The following is a 3,231-nucleotide window of genomic DNA, read 5'->3' as shown; positions in this document are numbered from 1 at the left end:
CAGCTGCGCCTTGGCCACCTTCCCGCCGGAGCCGCGACGCTACGCGGCCGGTTGCGGTCCGCGGAGGCGGGCGCGTAGCTGCGCCTTGGCCACCTTCCCGCCGGAGCCGCGACGCTACGCGGCCGGTTGCGGTCCGCGGAGGCGGGCGCGTAGCTGCGCCTTGGCCACCTTGCCGCCGGAGCCGCGCGGGAGGTCCTCGACGAGCTCGAGGCGCTCCGGCCAGTTCTCGCGGGACACGCCGCGGGCGTCCAGGTGGGCGCGCAGGGCGTCGAGGTCCAGGGTCGCGGACTCGCGCAGCACGACGAACGCGCACACGCGCTCGCCGAAGGTCGGGTCGGGCACCGCGACCGCGGCCACCATCGCCACGGCGGGGTGGGTGCCGACCTGGTCCTCGACGGCGGCGGCGGAGATGTTCTTGCCGCCGCGGATGATGAAGTCGGACTTGCGGTCGACCACCCGCAGGTACCCGTCGGCGTCGATGGTGCAGATGTCGCCGGTCAGCATCCAGCCGTCCGCGGTGAAGAGCTTCTCGTTGGCCTCGGGGTCGGCGAAGTACCCGAGGCAGGTCGCCGGGCCCGCGCACGCCGCCTGGCCCGGGCCGCCCGCGGCGGTGACGTCGGTGCCGTCCTCGGCGAAGAGCCGGACCCGCATCTCGTCGATGACCTTCCCGGCGGTGCGCAGCCGCTGCTCGACGGTGTCGGTGACGGAGGTCCGCGACAGCGCGCCGGTCTCGTTGGAGCCGAAGAACTGCAGCACCCGGGCGCCGGTCCGCCGCTCGAACTCCGCCGCCCGCTCGAACGGCACCGCCTCGCCGCCGGTGAACATGCACCGCAGCGAGGACAGGTCGACCTCCTCCAGCACCGGCGAGTTGAGCATCATGATGAACTGGGTGCTGACGCAGCAGACCACGGTCACCCGCTCGCGCTCGATGAGCCGCAGGGCCTCGTCGGCGCTGAACCGGGGCATCACGACCGTCGGGGCGCCCAGCAGCGTCGGGGTGAAGTTGGCCGTCCACTGCGCGAAGCCGTAGGGCGCCGGGATAAGCGTGAGGAATACGTCGTCGGTGCGCAGGTCGCCGCACTCGACGGCGAGCTCGTGGTAGTAGAACCAGCGGTTCTGGTTGTGCACCACGCACTTCGGCATCCCGGTCGTGCCGGAGGTCGAGTTGAGCAGGTGGATGTCCCCGAGCCCGAGCTCCCGGCCCTCCAGCGAGCCCTCCGTCGAGCCGGCCGGCTCGACGAGCGCCGACAGGTCGGCGATCACCAGGTGCGTATCGATGCCGAGCCCCGCCACGATCCCGGCGACCGATTCGCCGCGGTGCTCCGCGAAGCTCACCAGGGCCGTCGCCCCGCCCACGGTGAGCAGGTGCCGCACCTCCAGCCGCGCCGCCCGCGGCCCGATCGCGACCACGACCACCCCGGCCTTCATCGCGGCCAGGTACACCACGTGCACCTCGACCCCGTCGGGCAGCAGCACCCCGACCCGCGCCCCCGGCTCCAGCCCCGCCGCGACCAGCCGGTGCGCGAAGCCCGTCGACCACGCGTCGAACTCGCGCCAGGTCATGCGATCGTCCCCGGCGATGAACGCGAGCCCGTCCGGGTCCTCGGCCGCGTGCCGGCGCACCACGCCGGGCAGGGTCTCGTCGCCCCAGCGGCCGACGTCGGCGAGCCGGTCCGCGACGTACCGTTCGTGAACGCTGCCGGCGGCCGGAGCCGTTCCGGGTGGGAAGTGCACGAGCCGACCCCTCTCGCATCTACCAAACAAGCGCTTGGTTGTGTCATTCTGTGTCGGTCGGAGAGACCGTGTCAAGGCGGGAGCGCGCGTGGACGACATCTGGCAGGCGCCGATCGGCGAACCCCTGGACCTGGCGGTGACGGCGGGGCTGCCGCCGGTACCGCTGCCGGATCAATGCCACGTGGAACAGCTCATCTGGCACGGCGACCCGCTCACCGGCCCGCTGCGCGCGCATGTGGCGGCGCGGGGAACACACACGGTCACCGTGCGCATCGGCGCCGGCGACAGGATCATCGCCGACGTGCGCATCCGCCGCGGCCCGGCCCGCACGCCCCGGCCCCACGCGCTGCTGCGCGCCGGCCTCGAGCCGGGCGTCACACTCACCCGGCAGTTCGCGGTGACCAAAGAGGTGACGACCGACCACGTGCCCGGCGCCGATCCGGTGCTGAGCACGCCGTCGATCATCGCATTCATGGAGGACACCGCGGCCGACATTCTGCGCGCGCGGTTCACGCCGGCGACGGCGTCGCTCGGCACGTGGATCGGGGTACGGCACTCCGGCCCGGCCTATATCGGACAGTCCGTGACCGTGACGGCGGCGCTCGCGGAAGTGCGCGGCCGGCGGTACCTCTTCGACGTCGTGGCCACAGTGGACGGCCGCGAGGTCGGCGACGGGCAGGTGGCCCAGACGCTGATCAGCCTCGCCGGCTGAACCCGGCCGGGAATGGGCCCCCGGTGCGCCGCGCGGGTCGCTCGCCGCGGTTTCCCGGCGGCGGTTCCCCGACGCCCGCGGAGACGGCCGAAGAGATGCCGAGGGCTCGGGTCCGTGCGGGGCCCTCGGCGAGGTCGATGGTGAGCAGTGCCGGCGTGCCCGGCGAGGCGATGCCGGCGCCGGCGCCAGCGCCCTGAACCGCCCTGGCCGCGATCAGCCAGGCGCCGGACCGGGCGAAGCCACCGATCAGCGAGGCGACAGTGAACGGCGCGACGCCGAAGACGAAGGTGTCGCGACGGCCGGGAATGCCGCCGAAGCCCAGCAGGCAGGCGTCAATCACCCAGGACCCGCTCGTGGTCGCGGGGTGTCCCGGTGACCCCGCGCAGGACTGGACTCATGGTGCCGCGAAGTTGGCAGCGAACTCGGTAGTGCATCCCGTGCGAGAAGTCGGGGAAGTGCGAGCCGACATCAACGCATATCAAGCGCTCCGGCTGGTCAACGCCCAAAATAGCAGATAGCGGCAATAGTCGATTTTTCACGATCGACGTGTTGCAGCACTGCCGGAACGCGTCGTCCTTTTAGTCGTTGAGTGATCTTTTCTTTTCCGAAACCATCGAATGGCGCCGTATCGCGCGCGGAACGTTGTCCTGCACTTCAAGGAATGTCGCAATCAGGGAGTGATTGTGTACGGCTTAGCCCCGGCCCTTCATTGAGGGCTTCCCACATGGTGGGTGGATGAGGAACGGGTGCCTTCTGAGCTGGGAAGATAGGACTTGCTGAGGGTC

Annotated in this window: 3 protein-coding genes; 1 reads left to right on the top strand and 2 read right to left on the bottom strand. The window is 71.4% G+C overall.

Annotation, left to right across the window (positions count from 1 at the left end):
• Window positions 1-114: 114 nt before the first annotated feature.
• A complete protein-coding gene (locus ABT369_RS21865) occupies window positions 115-1,734 on the bottom strand; it encodes a class I adenylate-forming enzyme family protein (RefSeq protein ID WP_350614383.1) in 1,620 nt (539 codons plus the stop codon).
• Between the two features lie 88 nt (window positions 1,735-1,822).
• Here ABT369_RS21865 and ABT369_RS21860 point away from each other — a divergent pair, with 88 nt between their 5' ends.
• A complete protein-coding gene (locus tag ABT369_RS21860) occupies window positions 1,823-2,446 on the top strand; it encodes a thioesterase family protein (protein WP_350614381.1) in 624 nt (207 codons plus the stop codon).
• On the opposite strand, the gene ABT369_RS21855 is transcribed toward ABT369_RS21860, so the two are convergent.
• Window positions 2,430-2,786 (bottom strand): MFS transporter, encoded by a 357-nt coding sequence (locus ABT369_RS21855; RefSeq protein ID WP_350614379.1) that lies wholly within the window; start codon window positions 2,784-2,786, stop codon window positions 2,430-2,432. The genes ABT369_RS21860 and ABT369_RS21855 overlap by 17 nt on opposite strands.
• Window positions 2,787-3,231: the final 445 nt, after the last annotated feature.

The sequence above is a fragment of the Dactylosporangium sp. NPDC000244 genome (assembly GCF_040300725.1).
Lineage (GTDB): Bacteria > Actinomycetota > Actinomycetes > Mycobacteriales > Micromonosporaceae > Dactylosporangium.
This window is presented reverse-complemented; position numbering and strand designations above follow the sequence as displayed.